The sequence below is a fragment of the Streptomyces sp. NPDC025638 genome, from assembly GCF_055558775.1.
Map to the genome: position 1 here is coordinate 214155 of NZ_JBVHLX010000003.1, position 17057 is coordinate 231211.

Below are 17057 nucleotides of genomic sequence, written 5' to 3' on the forward strand. Positions count from 1 at the left end.
GGCCCCCGGGACATACCGAACGGTATACAAGCCTGGTCGAACGCGCGAGAGCCGCTCCTGGTGGCGGCTGCGCGCGAAGTTCCGTGCTCAGGGGGGTCTTCGATGCTGAACGACACGAAGCCGGAAGAAGCGGCGAGACGCCGGCGATGGCCGGTCGCGGTGGGGGCGGCGCTCGGCGGCTGCACACTCGTCGCCGCTTCCGCCGTACCGGCCTCCGCGCACGACGCGGGACGCGGCCACGACACGCAGTACGTGTCGCTCGGGGACTCCTACAGCTCGGGCCCGCTCATACCGCAGCAGGTGGACGCCAACTGCGCCCGTTCCGACCACAATTACCCCTCGCTCGTGGCGGCGCAGCGCGGTGTGTCCGCGTTCAAGGACGTGAGCTGCGCCGGTGCGACCACCGAGGAGATGTGGAAGCCGCAGGGCACCAACGGTCCCCAACTCGACGTGGTGGGGCGGGACACCGACCTGGTGACGGTCCAGATCGGCGGCAACGACGTCGGCTTCGGTTCCATCATCCAGACCTGCGCCCGGCTCGCCGCCCAGGACCTGTCGGGAAACCCCTGCGAGCGCTACTACGCCTCGTCCGGGATCGACCAGTTGACGCTCAACATCGTCCAGACCGCGCCGAAGGTCGACCGTGTGCTGCGCGCCGTGCACGCCAGGGCGCCGCACGCCCGGGTGCTCGTCGTCGGCTACCCGGACCTCCTGCCCGACGACGGCACCGGCTGCTACCCCTCGGTGCCGTTCGCGTCGAAGGACTTCCCCTATCTGCGGGACACCGAGAAGCGCCTGAACGTCATGCTGCGCCTGGTCGCCGCCTGGAACCACGCGGAGTACGTCGACACCTACGCGCCCACGCGCGACCACGACATGTGCAAGGCCCCGGCCGACCGCTGGATCGAACCGCTGCAGCCGGCCTCGCCCGCGGCCCCCGCACACCCCAACGCCAAGGGTGAGCAGGCCATGGCGGGTGCGGTACTGGAACGCCTGGGGAAGGGACGCGGACGCGACTGAGCGGACCGGTTGGCCAAGCAGCGACGCGCTTCAGCGGCGTAGCGCCTCGAAGGCCTGCCGTGCGCCGATTCCGATCGCCAGGTCGACGTCCGGCGCCAGCTTGGCCCGGCGGTCGGAGCGGGTGAGCGCGGCCAGCGCCACCCGGTCACCGGAGTCGGCCTCCACGACGCCGATCTCATGCCTGAGGTGGAGGAAGGTTCCGGTCTTGCCGCTCACCCGGAGCGTGTCCGCGCGCAGTTCGCTCGCGAGCCGCTGGGTGAAGACCTGCAGGCCCATGAGTCTGCGCAGTTCGGACGTGGCGTCGGGGTGCGCGATCTCGTCCCGCCACACGCGCTCCAGGAGATCGACGAGCGCCGCCGCGGTGCCGAGGTTGGCGTGGGCCGGATCCAGCGTCTCGATGGAGTGACGCCCCGAGCGGTCGTCACGGATGGCCAGTTCGAGGGCGAGCGAGAAGTCATTGCCCGCCGCGCCGGCGGCGCATTCGTACATGCGGTTGAGCCGGTGGCGCACCCGGACGCCGGAGCACCCCCAGGTGCGCAGACGGGCATCGATGTCCTCCACCGGCAGGAGGTCCAGCAGCGCGTCGGCAGCGGCGTTGTCGCTCACCGAGAGCATGAGGAAGAGGAGGTCGTCGACGGCGACGGTGGCCGGGTGCCGGAACGCGGCCAGCCCGGTGGCACCGACACTGCTCGTGTCCGGCTCGACGGTCACCGGCCGTGCCGGGTCGAGTTCCCCGCTCGCGATCCGGTCCAGCGCCACGAGGGCGAGCGGGACCTTCACCACCGAGGCCAGGGGCACGGGTTCGTCGACGTCGAAGCCGAGCTGCTCGCCGGTGTCGATGCCGCGGGCGAGGAACGAGCCGTGGACTCCGAGGGCCGCCCAGTCCGCGGCGATCGCCTCGGCGACGTCCAGCAGGGCGCCATCGCTCGCGACATGGCTCGGGCGGGGGCTCATCCGTGCGCCGCCAGCCGTGCGGAGGCGTCCCGGGGCGCCGTCCCGGGCGGCTGCGCGGCCGGGGTGTTCCGCGCGGCTCCGACGGCGGCCGCCAGCAACGTGACCAGCCAGTCCGGCACGCTCGTCACGCCCTCCTGACGCCGTGTGGCGCCGAAGTCGTATCCCCGGTGCAGCAACGCGTCAGCGAGCGGTGCCCAACTCGCCCCGTGCAGCCGCGCGTAGGGCTCCGCGCAGAGCAGGGTCACCCGTCCGGCCAGGGTCTCGGCCGGCGCCGTCGCCGTGAGGCCGGCCGGACGGATCAGCCCCTCGGGCAGCCCGGCCCGCGCGGCCGCACGGGTCAGCCGGTCCTGTGCGTAGGGCACCTGGTCCTCCACCATGGTGAGGATCGGAACGGCGGCCGGCCGCCGGAGTCGGCCCCGTGCGGGCCGCAGGTCCTCAAGATGGACCGCGCGCGGACGAGGCCGCTGCCCGCCGCCCTCGACCGGTCCGGTGCGGGTACCGTCCGGCCCGTCGGGCGGCGCGGAGGCCAGACCGAGGGGCACGCGGAGCGCGGCGTGCTCCGGGGGTACGCGCAGCAGTGCGTACGTCAGCGATCCGTCGGCCAGACCCGCCAGCCGCTCCTCCGGTGGCAGCTCGTGCACGCGCAGCGTGGTGCCGTGTTCGGCGCCCGCCCGCATGACGCGCGCCAGTGCCGCCGGACCGCAGTTTGCAGGCACTCCGACCGCGCCTGCCGCCACCTCGCGGGCCGACCGCGCGACGTGCCGCAGCCGCTGGGCCCGGTCCAGCACGTCCTGGGCGTACGGCAGCAGGAGTACGCCGAACTCGGTGGTCGTGATCCGACGCCGTGAACGGTCGAACAGCGAGCCGCCGAAGTGCGCCTCAAGCGTCTTGATACGCCGGCTGAGGAGCGGCTGGGCGATCCCGAGCCGGTCGGCCGCGCGCGAGAAGCTCGACTCGTCGACGACCGCGACGTACGCCTCAAGGTGTGCGAGCAGGTCCATCCAGCAGTCATATCAATTGGTTATGGTGCGTTCAAAGTTCACTCTTGGACATGAGTGAGGTTCTGCTGTTTACCTCTGCACATGACCACTTCCGCATCCATGCCGCGCCGCGGCCTGTTCAAGGCCGGCCTCGCCGCCTCCGCCGCCGTACTCACCCCTGTTGTCACGACGTCGTCGGCCTCGGCGCAGACGTCGCCCCAACTGCGCAGTGCCGAAGGCGAGTTGCGTGATCTCGAACGGCGCTACGCCGCTCGCCTCGGCGTGTACGCCCGTAACGTCCGCACCGGGCAGGTGGTGTCCCATCGGGCGCGGGAGCGGTTCCCGATGTGCTCGACGTTCAAGGCGGTCGCCGCCGCGGCGGTCCTGCGCGCTCATGGCCACTGCTCAGCGCTGGACAAAGTGATCCACTACCCGCCCGCGGACCTCCTGCCGAACTCCCCGAGGACCGAGGCGCACGTCGAAACCGGCATGTCGGTGGCCGACCTGTGCGCGGCCGCGATCCAGTACAGCGACAACACGGCGGGAAACCTGCTGCTGCGCGAGATCGGCGGACCGGCCGGGCTCACCGGGTTCTTCCGCTCGATCGGCGACCGGGTGAGCCGCCTCGACCGCTGGGAGACCGACCTGAACACGGCCGTGCCCGGTGATCTCCGCGACACCACCACACCGGCGGCGATCGGCGGATGCATCGAACGACTGACGCTGGGCCGGGCCCTGGCCGACGCCGATCGCGAGCGACTGGTCACCTGGCTGAAGGGCAACACCACCAGCGGCGGGCGGTTCCGCGCGGGCCTGCCCGGCGACTGGGTCGTCGCGGACAAGACAGGCACCGGTGACTATGCGACCGCGAACGACATCGGCGTCGCCTGGACCACGCGGCGCACACCGGTCGTGCTGGCCGTGCTGTCGTCGAAGTCCACCCGGGACGCGCCCGTGGACAACGCACTGATCGAGTCCGCGGCCCGGATTCTCGCGCACGCGCTCGCGCCGGGTGAGTGAGGCGTCACTGCCGGACGTGCTTACGCCAGGAGTCCGCGCGGACGCCGTACGTGATGCCGAGTCCTACGCGGCGCGGCCGCCGATCACTGCCGGCGCAGGCCGCTGGTGATGCGCTCCCAGCGGGAGCGGGTCGCGCCGAAGCCGGTCTCGTGCTCCCAGATGTGGCCGCACGACGGGCACTGCAGATGGAGCAGACTGCCGGTGTTACGGAGCAGATACCGCCAGTGCTCGGAGCAGGTGCGGCGCTGCTCGCAGGTGTCGCACCCCTGGCTGTCGTCGCAGTTCGGGCAGCTCACCCAGGCGCGGCGCCCGATGTCGGCCTGGGGGTCAAGCGGCAGCACTGCCGTCTCCCCTCCTCGGCAGCACACCGGCCGCGACCAGGTCGTCGTAGACCTGCCGCTGTTCCTCGCTGAGGCCGGAGTACAGCAGGTCGTAGGCCGCCTCCTCGTCCTGGAGCACGGCGACGGGATCCCAGTCGGGGCCGAGGGCGTCCAGAACATGGGCCCGCCGCAGCACCTCGTGGGCGCCGAGGTCGACGGAGAAGTCGACCGGCGCGGAGGTGTCCGGCCGTCCGGTGCCGTTCCCGCGCACTGCGTCGGGTTCGTCCGGATCGACAGGATGGGTGGGGCCGTGGGAGGACATGTCACCGAACCTAGGTAGGCCCCCTGGCCTGCGGCAAGGACAGGTGGGGGAAGTCACAGCCCGTCCGCCCAGCCGTAGGCCGTACCTAGCCGTGGGCCGTACCTAGCCGTGGGCCGTACCTAGGGGACCCGGGACGGATCGTCCGATCCCCTCAGGAATTCGAGGTGGGCGAGGTCGCCGGGCGGAGGGGTGGTGACCGACCACAGCGGAGCGGCGGTCCCGTCGGCCACGGCGGCGGGGGCGTCGGTCAGGTTCATCCGCTCGCGCAGACGGCCGTAGAAGTCCATCGGCCCGAGCCGTACGGCCCGCAGTCTCTGCGGCGCGGCGTACACCCCGATCCAGTCCCCCGGATCGAGCACGCCACGCACCTGGCCGTCCACACTGACCGCCGCCCGGCCGGAGCGTTCGAGCACACGCAGTCCGATGGGCTCGTCGGGGGCCGTGACGACCGACCGGTTGAAGGTCATGTGCGGAGCGACCGGTGTGAAGATCAGCGCCTCCGAGCGGGGCGACACGACCGGGCCGCCGGCGGCGAAGCTGTAGGCGGTCGAGCCCGTGGGTGTGGCGACCAGCAGCGCGTCGGCGGAGTAGGACGCCAGGAGCCTGCCGGAGATGTAGACGCCGACCGAGACCTGCCGGTCCCGCGACAGCTTCTCGACGACGACGTCGTTGAGCGCCGTGACATGAAGGGGGATGCCCCAGTCCCTGTCGGCCTCGCACTCGGGGCGCACACTCGGTGGCGGCAGCAGCGGGCCGCGGCCGTACTGCAACAGCCCCTCCACGTCCGAGGGCACTTCGAGGCGGCACGACGCGCGCATCGTGAGCAGCATGCGCTTCTCGACCTGGTGCCGCCCCTCCCGCACGGCGTCCAGAGCCGAACGCACCGCTGCCACGGGGGCCTCCGTGAGGAAGCCCACCCGTCCCAGGTCGAAGCCCAGAACCAGGGAGTCGTTCGCGGCGGCCAGCCGGGCGCCGCGCAGGAACGTGCCGTCGCCCCCCAGTGTGACGATGAGGTCCGGGTCGCCCGCGGAGTCGAGTTCGTCACGCGTACTGTGCCTGCCGCCGTCGCGCCACACGTCGATGTCCGTACACGGCACGTCGTGCTCGGCACACCACGCGCGTACGATCCGTGCGGCCTCCACGGCTTCCGGACGCCCGCTGTGGACGACCAGGCCGAGCCGATTCACCGTCATATCTTCCTCCAGACAACCCAGCGGAACGGCCAGTAATCCTGACTGGAAGCAGGTGTACCGCGGTGAGTGCCACGCCGCTGGGGGCGGGAGTCTCACGGGCATGCGCTCGCGTACCCACCGGGGAACAGCATGTCGACGGCAACCTACGTCGACCCGAACCGCTTTCCATCCCTACTCTGGTGGCGACTCGTCAGTCTCCCCACCGCCCGCCCGCAGAGGACCGGATGCCGACCTTCAGACTTGTCCAGTACCTGACAGCAACCGTCACGGTGCTCACTCTCCTCGCCACCGCCCCGACGGCCCTCGCCGCCACCCCGGAGCCGGCCGCAACCCGGACCGTCTCCCAAGCCTCGATCCCGGTGGCCGACACCTGGCAGCCGCCGCTCTCCACCCGAGGCCGCTACATCGTCGACGCCCAGGGCAACCGCTTCCGGCTGCGGTCGGCCAACTGGGACGGCGCCCAGGGCTCCTGGACCGGAAGCGGCAGCGTCACCGATCCGGCCAACCACCACGCCGGACAGAACTCCTACGGCATACCTCTCGGCCTGGACCGTACGTCCCTGCCCGCGCTGCTCGCCGACTTCCACACGCTCGGCATCAACAGCATCCGGCTTCCGTTCTCCAACGAGATGATCCACTCGACGACGCCCGTCCCGGACACCGCCGTCACGGCCAATCCGCAGCTGCGCGGCAAGACACCGCTGCAGGTGTACGACGCCGTCGTGGCCGCTCTCACCCAGAACGGGTTCGCGGTCGTCCTCAACAACCACACCAACACGTCCCGTTGGTGCTGTGGCATCGACGGCAACGAGCGTTGGAACAGCAGTCAGTCCACCCAGCAGTGGGCCGACGACTGGGTCTTCATGGCCCACCGGTATGCCGCCAACTCCCGTGTCGTGGGCGCGGATCTCTACAACGAAGTACGGCGTGACGTCTGGGACGACCCCAACTGGGGCTCGGGCGACGGACACGACTGGTTCGCCGCGGCCCAACTCGCCGGGGACCGCATCCTCACCGAGGGCAACCCGAACCTGCTCATCATCGTCGAAGGCATCAACTGGACCGGTGTGCCCGTCGACGGACTGCCGCACGACCGCCCACCCTCACACCCGTACGCACGCTCTCGCACACCCTCGTGGACACCCACAAGCTGGTCTACTCCGCCCACTTCTACGGCTACACCGGCCCCCGGCACAGCGGCGCGACCGGAATCGGCGAGACCCACGATGCCCGCTACCAGGACCTGACCCGCGACCAGCTGTACCAAGTCCTCGCCGATCAGGCCTTCTTCGTCACCACCGAGGGACAGCACCACACCGCGCCCGTGTGGATCAGCGAGTTCGGGATCGGAGCCAGTGAGACGGGCACCGCGGCCCGCACCTGGTTCGGCAACATCACCGACTACTTCGCCGACCACGACACCGACTTCGCCTACTGGCCCCTGGTCGGCTGGGAGGGCCACGACGACTGGGCCCTGCTGCGCTACGACAGCGCGGGGCGCCGGTACGGCATCCTCGACCGGGGCGACTGGCGCGGCACCGCCTGGAACCATCTCATGACCTCGGCTTCCCGCACCGGGTACATCGCCCCCACCGCCACCTGGCGCATGCTCACCACCGACCACGGCGACCAGGTGCAGTCCCTGCGCGTGCGGGCCGGCGGCGACTGGGACTCCGGGGCCTACAAGGCCGCGTGCCCCGACGGCCTCCGGCTCATCGGCCTCAGTCACACCGCCGGCCGCGGCCTGTGCACCGACGCGACCGCCGGTGAACTGCGCGCCGCGGGCAACGCCCAGACGGTCGTCACCGACGAACGGTACGTTCCCACGGGCGGCGACTGGGCCGGCGGCTACACCAAACTCCAGTGCCCGGCCGGGCAGTTCGTCATCGGCTACAGCCGACGCGGTGAGCGTGTGTCGGCGGCCCTGTGCGCACCCGCCGGCACTGCGCTGGGCCGCACGGGTCGTACGGTCTGGTTCGACCGCTTTGACAACCGCCCCTCCGATGCCGCAGGCGGCGACTTCGCCTACGGCAACTACAAGGGCCAGTGCGCCGCAGACGAGTACACCGCAGGCATCGCCTTCACCACCCGCTTCGGCAGCTCCCAGGGTCCGGCCGCTCTGCTGTGCTCGCCGCTGCGTTCGTAGTTGTGCAAGTGACGGGTGTGGCGGTCAGCCGTCGTAGGGCATCGTCTTGGTCACTTTGCCCTGCGGCGAGGCTTGCAGATAGCCGCTCTGGTTGTAATCGTTGCTGATGTAGACTGCCATGCCCGCCGGGCTGTTGAAGATCGTGTTCGGCTGATTGAGCACGAGATACCGGGTCGTGGGCTTGTCGACGTTCAGTTTCTTCTCCGCTTGGGCGAGCAGGGACGGCAGGGCGTCCCAGTTGAAGTTCCTCAGGCTCACCGGCTGGTCGCCGCCCATCAGGGAACTGCTGATGATGCCCTTCTCCACGCCCCCGTCGGTGCGGTAGGTGTAGGTGTCGTACTGGGTCCGACTGCCCGCGACCATCACTTCCGCGGAGACGTATTCGGGATAGACAGTGAGGTCGCCGTAGGAGTGGCGGCCCGTCTCGTCCTCGATGGCCTTCAGTGCGGTGCGGATGCCGTCGGGGGTGAGCAAGTTCTTCGCCTTGCCGGGTGTCTGGTGTTCCGCCGGGCTCGTCGTCGCCGCGGTCGCATGGGAGGTGGCTCCGGCCGGCGTGCCGGTGACGCGGGGAGAGTCCGACGCGTCGTCGTGGTTGCCATCGGCCAGCTGCCCCCGGATCAGGCTGCCGGCCACGATCGCGGCGACGACCGAACCGACGATGACGACGCTCCGTATCCGCCGTTGCCGCCTGCCGGTCTTCTCGGCCGGGGAAAGTGCGACATCCGCCGTGGGCATGCCCGGAGGGGGCCCAAAAGTCGCCGGACCGTACGGCGGAGGCGGCGTCGGCGTCGGCGTCGGTGGTGCGAGCGGGTACGAGATGGGCGCCTGCTCGGGGGCGGGTCGGGCCGCGGCGGCGAGCATGCGCTCGACGGTCTCGCCGTCCGGCCTTGCCGCGGGGTCGCGCACCAAGAGGGCATTGAGTACGGCGGTCAGGGGGCCGGCGTGAGTGGGAGGCGGTACCTCGTCGTAGAGCACGGCGGCCAGCGTGGCCAGTGTCGTGGCCTTGCGCAGCGGATGGTGGCCCTCGACCGCCACGTACAGCATCATCGCCAGGGACCACAGGTCCGCCTCGGGGCCGCCCGGTTGGCCCGAGATGCGCTCGGGTGCCATGTAGTCGGGGGTGCCGATCAGTGCCCCGGTGGCCGTGAGCGTGGTCGACTCGCGCACCGCGGCGATGCCGAAGTCGGTGAGGACCGGGCGGCCGTCGCGGCGCAGCAGGACGTTGGCGGGCTTCACGTCGCGGTGCTGGACGCCGGCGGCGTGCGCCGCGCGCAGCGCCGACAGGACGCCCTGGCCGATGCGGGCCGCCTCCGCGGGGGTCATGGCGCCTTGGTCGAGCCGGTCGGCGAGCGAGCCGCCCTCGACCAGTTCCATGACGATCCAGGGGTACGAGTCCCCGCCGCCGTCGACGATGTGGTGGATGGTCACGACGTTCGGGTGCTCGACCCTGGCGAGCGCGCGGGCCTCGCGCAGGACCCGCTCCCGCAGCATCCGCGCGGCCTCCGGGTCGTACTCGGCGAGACCGGGATCCTGTGGCCGTACTTCCTTGACGGCCACGCTGCGGTGCAGCAGCAGGTCGTGGGCGCGCCACACCGTGCCCATACCGCCGCCACCGAGCCTGACCTGCAGTTCGAAGCGGCCGTCGACGATGCGTCTGCCGCTGTCCCCCTCACTCATGCCGAGGAGAATAGCCCGTGTCACGCCGCCTTGGCCGTGACACGGAACGTGCGCCGGTACGCGGTGGGCGTGACACCGAGCGCCGCCTGCAGATGCTGGCGCATCGACTGGGCGGTGCCGAAGCCCGCGTCCCGGGCCACCTGGTCGACGGAGAGGTCGCTGGACTCCAGCAGATGCCGGGCGCGTTCGACGCGCTGCTGGGTGAGCCACTGGCCGGGGCTGACGCCGACCTCCTCACGGAAGCGGCGGGTGAAGGTGCGTACGGACATGGACTCCTGCTCGGCCATGTCCCGCAGCTGGATCGGCTCGTGGAGCCGGCCGAGCGCCCAGGCGCGGGCGGCGGTCGTGGTGGCCACTTGCGGGTCCGGCACCGGGCGGTGGATGTACTGCGCCTGACCGCCGTCGCGGTGGGGCGGTACGACGGTGCGGCGGGCGACGTCGTTGGCGACGGCGGTGCCATGGTCGCGGCGCACGATGTGCAGGCACAGGTCGATGCCGGCGGCGACCCCCGCGGAGGTCAGGACGTCGCCGTCGTCGATGAACAGGACGTCGGCGTCCACCTTCACCTGCGGGAACATCCGCTGGAAGCGGTCGGCATCCGCCCAGTGCGTGGTCGCCGGGCGGCCGTCGAGGTAGCCGGCCGCCGCGAGGACGTACCCGCCGGTGCAGATCGCGGCGAGCCGGGTGCCGGGGCGGATGTGGGCGAGCGCGGCGGCCAGCTCGGCGGTCAGTACGCCCTCGTCGAAGACCGGCCCCAGTTCGTACGAGGCCGGGACGACGACCGTGTCGGCCGTGGCCAGGACCTCCGGACCGTGCCCCACCTGGATGGCGAAGTCGGCGTCGGTCTGGACCGGACCGGGCGGCCGGATGGAACAGGTGATCACCTCGTACAGGTGCCGCCCCTGCGCGTCCTTGGGGCGCCCGAAGATCCGGTGCGGGATGCCCAGCTCGAAGGGGAGCAGGCCGTCGAGGGCGAGGACCACGACGCGATGCGGACGGAAGCCGGAGGCACGGTCGCTGCTGCGCATGGCCCGATCCTATCGGATGGCGCTGATCGCGCCAGGTGGGCATCCGTTCGCGGCGGGCCGAGGGCTGACCGGCGGGGGGCAGACGGGAGAAATGAATAATTCAACTTTCCAGCCGATTTATCTTGCCCGCAATTCTGATTCCTGTGTTTGAACCGCCCTGCAGCGGAGAGTCGAATAAGCGGACCACGCGCCGATGAGACGTTGGGAGTGAAACCAATGGCTGGCAACCAGAAGGCGAAGGCCAAGGCCGAGCAGGCCAAGGGCAAGGTCAAGGAGGCCGCCGGACGCGCTGTGGGCAACGAGAGCATGGAGGCGGAAGGCCGCATGAAGCAGGCCAAGGGCGATGCCCGCCAGGCGAAGGAAAAGACCAAGGACATCTTCCGCCACTGACCGGGGAAACTCGACAGCCGCAATAGACTGGAATGGCCCTGGGGGGTCGGCCATTCCAGGAGGAAGCGATGTTGCGGCAGACCCGACTGTCCGGTGAGTCCGACGACTATCTCGCCGCCCGCGAGGAACTCCGCCGCGCCGAGATCGACCTCATGCGTCAGCGCGAGGAGGTCGCGGCCCGACGGCGGGCACTCCCCCAGGGGCCGGCCGTCGAGGATTACGTCTTCCTCGAGGGCCCGGCCGATCTCGACGCGGGCGACACACCTGTCCGCGAGGTCACGTTGAGCGGGTTGTTCACCTCCCCGGACCGGGCGCTGATCGTCTACCACCTCATGTACGGCAAGCTGCAGACCGAGCCGTGCCCGATGTGCACCCTGTGGATCGACGGCTTCAGCGGCGTCGCCCACCACGTGACCCAGAACGCCGACTTCGCCATAGCCGCGGCCGCCGACCTGCCCGCCCTCCGGCAGCACGCCCGCAACCGCGGCTGGTCCCGGCTGCGCCTGCTGAGCTGCGGGGACAGCGCCTTCAAGTACGACCTCGGCAGCGAGGACGAGGACGGTGCGCAGGACTCCACGGTCTCCGTCTTCACACGCGACGACGACGGCACGGTCCGGCACCGCTACTCCGCCCATCCCCGCATGGCCGAGGACATCGCCGAACGCGGCATCGACCTGCTCGCCCCCGTCTGGCACCTCCTCGATCTGACACCGGCCGGCCGCGGTGACTGGTACCCGCGACTGGCCTATTGACGCCGGCCGGCGGGTTGGGGCCGGGCCACCGTGAGTTCCGGCCCTGTCGTCCCCGCACACACAACGCGCCTGACAGATCGCCATGACGGCGCTATGCTCGCCGCGATGACCACTCACTCTGTTGACAGATCGGGGGTCCCGTCCGCGCAAGGTGAGTGCTGATGCTCACCCAGACCGCGAACGGGGATGCCCGTACTTCCTTCTGGCTGCGCGTGCGCGAGTTCGCCGTGCCGCCCTCCATGATCGAGACCGCGACCGCCCGCCGCCAGGCCGGGGACTGGGCCGGAGCCTGTGCCGCCGCGGGCATCGACGTCGATCTCAACCTGCGTTCCGTGTCACGCTCGCACGGCCGGGAGCTCATGGCCCGACTCCGGGCCGATCTACGGCATCTGGCGCCGGACCTGTTGCGCTGGCACATGCCGAGGATCGCTCCCGACGGGCTGCTGCGCCCCGGTCTGACCGTCGCGCTGGCCCGGTACGACGCTGCGGGGCGCGAAGGCCCGTACCCGGTGCACCTCGTGGCCCGAACTCCCCCGGCCTGGGCGGATGCCGGGCAGCGGATCAGCCTCGCGCTGTGGGACGGGTCCCACAGTGAGCCGAGCGCCCGCCGCCATCCGCACCCCCATCCCAGCGCACGGTTCCGCCTCGACCTGCACCGCCATCTGTGGGACGCGCGCAGAACCGATGAGTTGAGGGTCCGGTCCGGGTTCGACGGGCTGCCCGTGGACGGTTCTCCCGGCGTGGGCCCCGATCTGCTGGAGATGCTGCCGCAGGACCGCAGTTGTGCCGTCCACCGGTGGGCGGCCGAGGCGGGAATCCTGCTGCACGACGAGGGGCGTCCGGCCGACTGCGGCGTGACCGTACGACTGGGCGGCCGGCATCGGCTGACCCTGGACCTGGTCGCGGACGGGTGCGGCGTCGGGCCGCCCGGTCTGCGGATCGCGGGGGCGTCCGCGCGTGGCGGTGACTTTGGGCTGCCGGTGCTGCCCGACGCGGCGACCTGGGTGCCGCCCGACCTCGAACTGCTCGGTACGGGTCTGATCGAGGTCGATCAGCTGCACCCGCTGGTCACCTCGGCACTGGTGCCGGGCCGTTCACCGGTGCGTCCGCCCCGGGGAACTGACCCGGCGGGACAGCCGCGCATCGTGGAGTGCCGGGGAGCCCGGCACCGGATCGGTCTGGTCGACGGCGTCCTGGCCGCGTTGGACCACGATCCCGCCGAGGTCCGGCGGGAGGAGTTGCTGGCCGCGCTGACCGGCACTCCGCTCCCGTGCCTGCGGGCCATCGACGAGGCGCACCGTCATCCGGACTGTCTCACAGGCGTGCGTGAACGCCTGGACCACGGCGACACCGCCGGCGCGCTGGCTGTCGTCGAGGGGCTGCTGGGCCCCGACGCAGTGCTGCGCAGTGGCGCTCTGCGCGACGAACTGGAGGCGGCCGCTCAACGGCGGATCACCTACGGGCTGTTCAGGGCCGGCCTGATCGGACCGGGGCCCGACCGCCTCCGCCCGCAAGGGCGCCGTCCCGGTGGCCGCCGCGCGCATCCGCGCCACGCCATCGCTCGCTGACCCCGCACGCCGCCACTCGCCGACCCGGGGGACTCCGGACTCCGGACTCCTGACTCCGGATTCCTGACTCCCCTCACCCACCCGTCTCACCACACACCCAAAGGTGATCAAACATGCCTGCATACAGCCCGTTCGCCATGGCCGACTCCCCCTCCTGCTCACTCTCCGACCCGGTCCGCACCTCCCAACTCGACGTCGCCGGCGACTTGTTGGCGCTGCTGCGGGACACCACGACCGAACCGCGCCCCGACAGCCAGCTGGAGGCCCTGACGCTGGCCGTGGCCGCCGACCTGCCCGTGCTGCTGTGGGGTGAGCCGGGCATCGGCAAGACCGCCGCCCTGACCCAGCTCGCCGAGGCCCTGGACCTGCCCCTGACCACGGTGATCGCCAGCGTGCACGAGCCGTCCGACTTCTCGGGGCTGCCCATCGTCGGGGACGACCCCGCGGAACAGGGTGTCCCGATGGCCCCGCCGGACTGGGCGGTACGACTGGTCCGGGCCGGCCGGGGGCTGCTGTTCCTGGACGAGCTGTCCACCGCGCCACCGGCCGTTCAGGCCGCCCTGCTGCGTCTCGTGCTCGAACGCCGGATCGGCGCCCTGCGACTGCCGCCCGGGGTCCGGATCGTGGCCGCCGCCAATCCGCGGTCCTCGGCGGCCGACGGCTGGGAACTGAGCCCCCCGCTGGCCAACCGGTTCGTGCATCTGCAGTGGACCCACGACCATGAGGTCGTGGTGCGCGGCCTCGGCGGGACCTGGCCCCGGGCGACCCTGCCCCGGCTCGATCCGCGGAGGCTGCCCGAGGCCGTCGACCTGGCCCGCCGTGCGGTGTGCGGTCTCCTGTCCACCCGGCCCGCTCTTGTGCACCGGCTGCCCAGCAGCGAGACGCGCCGGGGCGGCGCATGGCCGTCGCCCCGCAGCTGGGACATGACGGTGTGTCTGATCGCCTTCGCGACCGCGGCAGGCTCCTCCAGAGAGGTGCTTTCGCTGCTGGTCAGGGGCACGGTGGGGGACGGTCCGGGGCTGGAGCTGCTGGCCTGTCTGGACCGGATGGACCTTCCGGATCCCGAGGTCCTGCTCGCCGACCCGGCGGGTGCCGAACTGCCCGAGCGCGGGGACCGGCGCCAGGCCGCACTCGAAGGTGTGGTGGAGGCGGTCCGCAACCGCCCCGAGAAGTCCCGCTGGGACGCGGCGTGGGCCCTGCTGGTCCAGGCGCTGGAGACGGGAGCCGCGGACCTGGTGGTCGTCCCCGCGACCACCCTCGCCTCGCTGCGGCAGGAGGACTGGGACGTACCGGAATCGATCGAGCGGCTCGCCTCAGTGGTGTCGCTGTCGCAACGTGCGGACCACGCCACGGCCCGGGCCGCCGCGCTCACCTCGGAGGCAGGCCGATGACGACGGACGCGCCGGGGACACTGGACTTCGACAAGCTCTTCGCCGCCCGGCTGCACGCCGCCCGCGTCCGGCCCTACCTGGCGACTGCGCTGTTCGCCCTGCACCCCGTCGAGTCGCGGCAGGTACCGACGATGGCCGTCGACCGGTACTGGCGGTGCTATGTCTCACCGGTGTTCGTGGACCGGATGCCGGTGGAGGAACTGGCCGGGGTCTGGGTGCACGAGGTGTCACATCTGCTGCGCGACCACCACGGGCGCAGTGACAGGGTCGCCCGGCAGCGCGGGCTGACCGGTCCTGGGGAACGCCTGCGGATGAACATCGCCGCGGATCTGGAGATCAACGACGATGTGTTCGGTCATGGGCTGGTCCGGCCCGAGGGCGCTGTCCGGCCGGAGTCGATGGGGCTGCCCGAGGGGGAGCTCATGGAGGACTATCTGCGTCTGTTCCGGCTCGGGCCGTGGCTGGAGAACCTCTCCTGGCTGGACTGCGGCAGCGGTGCCGACGGGCTGGACCGGGAGTGGGACCTGGGTCCGGACGGCGCGCACGGGCTGAGCGAGCAGGAGCGGGACGGCGTCCGGTTCCGGGTGGCGCAGGGCATCAACGGCCGTCCCGGGAACGCCCCGAAGGGGTGGCGGCGCTGGGCGGAGGAGGCGTTCCATCCGCCGCAGCCGTGGCGGGAGTTGCTGGGAGCCGCGGTCCGCTCGGCGGCGTCCGGCTCCGGCGCGGGCGAGGACTACTCGTACGGCCGGCTGTCACGGCGCTCGGCCTCGGTGCCCGGCACGGTGCTCCCGAGCCTGAGGCGCATGCCGCCCCGGGTCTGCGTGGTCATCGACACGTCCGGGTCGGTCAGCGACGCCGAACTGGGCAGTGCGCTCCTGGAGGTCACCGCGATCTCCCGTGCCGTGGGCGGCCGCCGTGACCTGGTCACCGTGTTGCCGTGCGACGCGTCGGCCCGGATCGTGCACCCGCTGTGCCGTGGTGAGGGCATACCGCTGATGGGCGGTGGCGGCACGGATCTGCGCACGGGCTTCGCCCGGGCCCTGCGCACCCGGCCACAGCCGGATGTCATCGTGGCCCTCACCGACGGACAGACCCCGTGGCCGGCCACACGTCCACCGTGCCGGACCGTGGTGGGCCTGTTCCCTCGCACCCGGCCGTCGTGGGACCAGGACGATCCCGACTACGTCCCGGACCGACCACCCGCGTGGGCACGGGTGGTCGACATCGGGTGAGTTCACGACGGCCTAGGGTCTGCGTCGGCGTGCCGACTCCCGTGAGGCCGTCTTGGCCTTGCGGGAGGCGGTCAGGGCCTCGTAGTCGAGGATGTCGTCCCCGTACAGGTCCTGGAGCCAGTTGATCTGGTAGATGGTGTCGAGATAGCGCTCGCCGAGGTCCGGCGCGATGGCCACCGCGGTGATGTCCCGGGTGTCGTGCCGGGTCAGCCAGTCGAACGCGCCGCTCACCACCGTTCCCGTGGAGCCGCCGAACAGGAACCCGCGCCGGGCCAGCCGGTGGCACATACGGATGGTGTCGGCCTCCTCGACCCGGATCACCTCGTCCACGTACGCCTCGTTCAGCAGCGGTGGGCGCATGCTCATGCCCAGGCCGGGAATCATCCGGCGGCCCGGCTCCCCGCCGAAGGCCACCGAGCCCACGCTGTCGACGGCGACGATCCGCACCGGGCGGTGCCACCGCCGGAAGTAGCGGGCGCAGCCCATCAGGGTCCCGGTGGTGCCCGCCCCGATGAACAGCACGTCGAGCTGCGGGAACTGAGTGGCGATCTCCGGGGCGGTGGTGCGGAAGTGCGCCCGCCAGTTGCCGGGGTTGGTGTACTGACTGAGCCACACGTACCGGTCGTCGGACGCGCACAGCGAACGGACGTAGTCGATCCGTTTGCCGAGGAAGCCGCCGTTGGAGTCGAGGTCGGCCACGATGTGCACCTCGCTGCCCAGCGCCTCCATCAGCAGCCGGGTGGACAGGTTGCAGCGGGAGTCCGTCACGCACAGGAACCGGTATCCCTTGCTCGCGGCGATCATGCTGAGCGCCACTCCCAGGTTTCCCGACGAGGACTCGACGAGGATCGAGTCGGGCGTCAGGATTCCCTCACGCTCGGCGCTCTCCACCATCTCGTTCGCGGCCTTCAGCTTGATGGAGCCGGCGAAGTTGAAGCCCTCGCACTTCAGGTAGAAACGCACCCCGAGGATCGACTCGAGGTCGACGTAGAGCCCGCCTTCGTTGAAGGCTTGCGGCGCGGATATGACGGGCACTTGGGCCTCCTGGTGCCAGGGCCGACGAA

The 17057-nt window shown here is 71.2% G+C and carries 15 protein-coding genes and 1 pseudogene; 8 read left to right on the plus strand and 8 right to left on the minus strand.

Annotation, left to right across the window (positions count from 1 at the left end):
- The first annotated feature begins 102 nt into the window (after window positions 1-102).
- Window positions 103-1020, plus strand: coding sequence for an SGNH/GDSL hydrolase family protein (locus tag ACZ4EG_RS09035; RefSeq protein WP_467790133.1), 918 nt, complete (start codon window positions 103-105; stop codon window positions 1018-1020).
- 30 nt (window positions 1021-1050) lie between these two features.
- On the opposite strand, the gene ACZ4EG_RS09040 is transcribed toward ACZ4EG_RS09035, so the two are convergent.
- Both ACZ4EG_RS09040 and ACZ4EG_RS09045 read right to left on the minus strand, forming a co-directional pair.
- Window positions 1051-1974: a serine hydrolase gene (locus tag ACZ4EG_RS09040; RefSeq protein ID WP_467790134.1), complete on the minus strand. Its 924-nt coding sequence runs from the start codon at window positions 1972-1974 to the stop codon at window positions 1051-1053.
- On the minus strand, window positions 1971-2975 hold the full coding sequence (locus tag ACZ4EG_RS09045; protein WP_467790135.1) for a LysR family transcriptional regulator: 1005 nt from the start codon (window positions 2973-2975) through the stop codon (window positions 1971-1973). The genes ACZ4EG_RS09040 and ACZ4EG_RS09045 overlap by 4 nt, the downstream gene beginning before the upstream one ends.
- Window positions 2976-3056: 81 nt before the next feature.
- Between ACZ4EG_RS09045 and bla the strand changes: the two genes are divergently transcribed.
- Complete coding sequence (bla, locus tag ACZ4EG_RS09050) at window positions 3057-3974, plus strand: class A beta-lactamase (RefSeq protein WP_467790136.1); 918 nt, start codon at window positions 3057-3059, stop codon at window positions 3972-3974.
- 83 nt (window positions 3975-4057) lie between these two features.
- On the opposite strand, the gene ACZ4EG_RS09055 is transcribed toward bla, so the two are convergent.
- The 3 genes from ACZ4EG_RS09055 to ACZ4EG_RS09065 all read right to left on the minus strand — a co-directional run bounded on the left by ACZ4EG_RS09055 (window position 4058) and on the right by ACZ4EG_RS09065 (window position 5809).
- Complete coding sequence (locus ACZ4EG_RS09055; RefSeq protein WP_390706050.1) at window positions 4058-4315, minus strand: hypothetical protein; 258 nt, start codon at window positions 4313-4315, stop codon at window positions 4058-4060.
- Window positions 4302-4616 (minus strand): DUF6400 family protein, encoded by a 315-nt coding sequence (locus ACZ4EG_RS09060; protein WP_453546429.1) that lies wholly within the window; start codon window positions 4614-4616, stop codon window positions 4302-4304. The genes ACZ4EG_RS09055 and ACZ4EG_RS09060 overlap by 14 nt, the downstream gene beginning before the upstream one ends.
- Window positions 4617-4735: 119 nt before the next feature.
- Window positions 4736-5809, minus strand: coding sequence for an NAD(+)/NADH kinase (locus ACZ4EG_RS09065; RefSeq protein WP_467790137.1), 1074 nt, complete (start codon window positions 5807-5809; stop codon window positions 4736-4738).
- A gap of 224 nt (window positions 5810-6033) precedes the next feature.
- Between ACZ4EG_RS09065 and ACZ4EG_RS09070 the strand changes: the two are divergent.
- A pseudogene (locus ACZ4EG_RS09070) lies at window positions 6034-7955 on the plus strand (glycoside hydrolase family 5 protein).
- Window positions 7956-7979: 24 nt separating this feature from the next.
- On the opposite strand, the gene ACZ4EG_RS09075 reads toward ACZ4EG_RS09070, so the two are convergent.
- The gene (locus ACZ4EG_RS09075) at window positions 7980-9632 is read right to left on the minus strand and encodes a serine/threonine-protein kinase (RefSeq protein ID WP_467790138.1); all 1653 of its coding nucleotides are present in this window, start codon (window positions 9630-9632) and stop codon (window positions 7980-7982) included.
- Between the two features lie 20 nt (window positions 9633-9652).
- Window positions 9653-10660: a GlxA family transcriptional regulator gene (locus ACZ4EG_RS09080; protein WP_467790139.1), complete on the minus strand. Its 1008-nt coding sequence runs from the start codon at window positions 10658-10660 to the stop codon at window positions 9653-9655.
- Window positions 10661-10876: 216 nt separating this feature from the next.
- Between ACZ4EG_RS09080 and ACZ4EG_RS09085 the strand changes: the two genes are divergently transcribed.
- The 5 genes from ACZ4EG_RS09085 to ACZ4EG_RS09105 all read left to right on the plus strand — a co-directional run bounded on the left by ACZ4EG_RS09085 (window position 10877) and on the right by ACZ4EG_RS09105 (window position 15993).
- Window positions 10877-11050 (plus strand): CsbD family protein, encoded by a 174-nt coding sequence (locus ACZ4EG_RS09085; protein ID WP_453546418.1) that lies wholly within the window; start codon window positions 10877-10879, stop codon window positions 11048-11050.
- 68 nt (window positions 11051-11118) lie between these two features.
- On the plus strand, window positions 11119-11802 hold the full coding sequence (locus tag ACZ4EG_RS09090; RefSeq protein ID WP_467790140.1) for a DUF899 family protein: 684 nt from the start codon (window positions 11119-11121) through the stop codon (window positions 11800-11802).
- Window positions 11803-11963: 161 nt separating this feature from the next.
- A complete protein-coding gene (locus ACZ4EG_RS09095) occupies window positions 11964-13370 on the plus strand; it encodes a hypothetical protein (protein WP_467790141.1) in 1407 nt (468 codons plus the stop codon).
- Between the two features lie 113 nt (window positions 13371-13483).
- The gene (locus tag ACZ4EG_RS09100) at window positions 13484-14761 is read left to right on the plus strand and encodes an AAA family ATPase (protein WP_467790142.1); all 1278 of its coding nucleotides are present in this window, start codon (window positions 13484-13486) and stop codon (window positions 14759-14761) included.
- On the plus strand, window positions 14758-15993 hold the full coding sequence (locus ACZ4EG_RS09105; RefSeq protein WP_467790143.1) for a vWA domain-containing protein: 1236 nt from the start codon (window positions 14758-14760) through the stop codon (window positions 15991-15993). The genes ACZ4EG_RS09100 and ACZ4EG_RS09105 overlap by 4 nt, the downstream gene beginning before the upstream one ends.
- A gap of 12 nt (window positions 15994-16005) precedes the next feature.
- Here the strand turns inward: ACZ4EG_RS09105 and sbnA are convergent, their stop codons facing one another.
- Window positions 16006-17028: a 2,3-diaminopropionate biosynthesis protein SbnA gene (gene sbnA / locus ACZ4EG_RS09110; RefSeq protein ID WP_467790144.1), complete on the minus strand. Its 1023-nt coding sequence runs from the start codon at window positions 17026-17028 to the stop codon at window positions 16006-16008.
- Window positions 17029-17057 lie beyond the last annotated feature (29 nt).

What these genes read in the sequence shown, in the direction of transcription:
- ACZ4EG_RS09065 (WP_467790137.1), bottom strand. Translation starts at nt 5,809, where the DNA reads ATGACGGTGAATCGGCTCGGCCTGGTCGTCCACAGCGGGCGTCCGGAA.
- ACZ4EG_RS09040 (WP_467790134.1), bottom strand. Translation starts at nt 1,974, where the DNA reads ATGAGCCCCCGCCCGAGCCATGTCGCGAGCGATGGCGCCCTGCTGGAC.
- ACZ4EG_RS09095 (WP_467790141.1), top strand. Translation starts at nt 11,964, where the DNA reads ATGCTCACCCAGACCGCGAACGGGGATGCCCGTACTTCCTTCTGGCTG.
- ACZ4EG_RS09085 (WP_453546418.1), top strand. Translation starts at nt 10,877, where the DNA reads ATGGCTGGCAACCAGAAGGCGAAGGCCAAGGCCGAGCAGGCCAAGGGC.
- bla (WP_467790136.1), top strand. Translation starts at nt 3,057, where the DNA reads ATGACCACTTCCGCATCCATGCCGCGCCGCGGCCTGTTCAAGGCCGGC.
- ACZ4EG_RS09090 (WP_467790140.1), top strand. Translation starts at nt 11,119, where the DNA reads ATGTTGCGGCAGACCCGACTGTCCGGTGAGTCCGACGACTATCTCGCC.
- ACZ4EG_RS09045 (WP_467790135.1), bottom strand. Translation starts at nt 2,975, where the DNA reads ATGGACCTGCTCGCACACCTTGAGGCGTACGTCGCGGTCGTCGACGAG.
- ACZ4EG_RS09100 (WP_467790142.1), top strand. Translation starts at nt 13,484, where the DNA reads ATGCCTGCATACAGCCCGTTCGCCATGGCCGACTCCCCCTCCTGCTCA.
- ACZ4EG_RS09035 (WP_467790133.1), top strand. Translation starts at nt 103, where the DNA reads ATGCTGAACGACACGAAGCCGGAAGAAGCGGCGAGACGCCGGCGATGG.
- ACZ4EG_RS09060 (WP_453546429.1), bottom strand. Translation starts at nt 4,616, where the DNA reads ATGTCCTCCCACGGCCCCACCCATCCTGTCGATCCGGACGAACCCGAC.
- ACZ4EG_RS09080 (WP_467790139.1), bottom strand. Translation starts at nt 10,660, where the DNA reads ATGCGCAGCAGCGACCGTGCCTCCGGCTTCCGTCCGCATCGCGTCGTG.
- ACZ4EG_RS09075 (WP_467790138.1), bottom strand. Translation starts at nt 9,632, where the DNA reads ATGAGTGAGGGGGACAGCGGCAGACGCATCGTCGACGGCCGCTTCGAA.
- ACZ4EG_RS09105 (WP_467790143.1), top strand. Translation starts at nt 14,758, where the DNA reads ATGACGACGGACGCGCCGGGGACACTGGACTTCGACAAGCTCTTCGCC.